Raw genomic sequence first — 700 nt, forward strand, 5'->3', positions numbered from 1 at the left:
GTTTTCCCCTCGTCTGGCCGATGCAGGCGGGGCGATATTCTGGCGGGCAGATAAAACGGCACATTATGGTGCCCTGAATGAGCTGGCCCGGGGATGTGTTGAACTGTCAAAAATAGAATCCCAATGGGATGAAATGATGCGAATGGCGGGCTCACTGAAGCTTGGGACCATCCATGCATCAGAGCTTATTCGTTCACTGTTGAGAAGTAGCCGACCATCTGGTCTGGCTCAGGCGATTATGGAAGTGGGCCGGGTCAACAAGACGTTGTATCTTCTCAACTATATCGATGATGAGGATTACCGGCGTCGGATCCTCACTCAGCTCAACCGGGGAGAAGGACGCCATGCAGTGGCTCGAGCCATTTGCTACGGACAACGTGGTGAAATTAGAAAACGCTACCGTGAAGGGCAGGAAGATCAACTCGGTGCTCTGGGTCTGGTGACCAATGCGGTTGTGCTGTGGAACACACTTTACATGCAGGAGGCGTTGTCACATCTTCGCAAATCGGGGGAAACACCTGAAGAGGAGCATCTGGCAAGATTATCGCCGCTGATACATGGCCATATAAATATGCTGGGGCATTATACGTTTTCGTTACCGGAAGATATTCTGAAGGGCGAGTTAAGACCATTAAATTTCAATACAAACAATGAATTAACCTCTTAGCGTGGTTTTTTACATCATTGGACCTTGAACCCC

1 protein-coding gene is annotated in these 700 nt (G+C 49.7%); it reads left to right on the forward strand.

From position 1 onward, the window contains the following. The coding region (locus tag ACZRKO_RS22760) for a Tn3 family transposase (protein ID WP_427199111.1) at positions 1 to 667 on the forward strand (667 nt) is incomplete at its 5' end. Positions 668 to 700 lie beyond the last annotated feature (33 nt).

The organism is Ewingella sp. C233 (assembly GCF_055407225.1).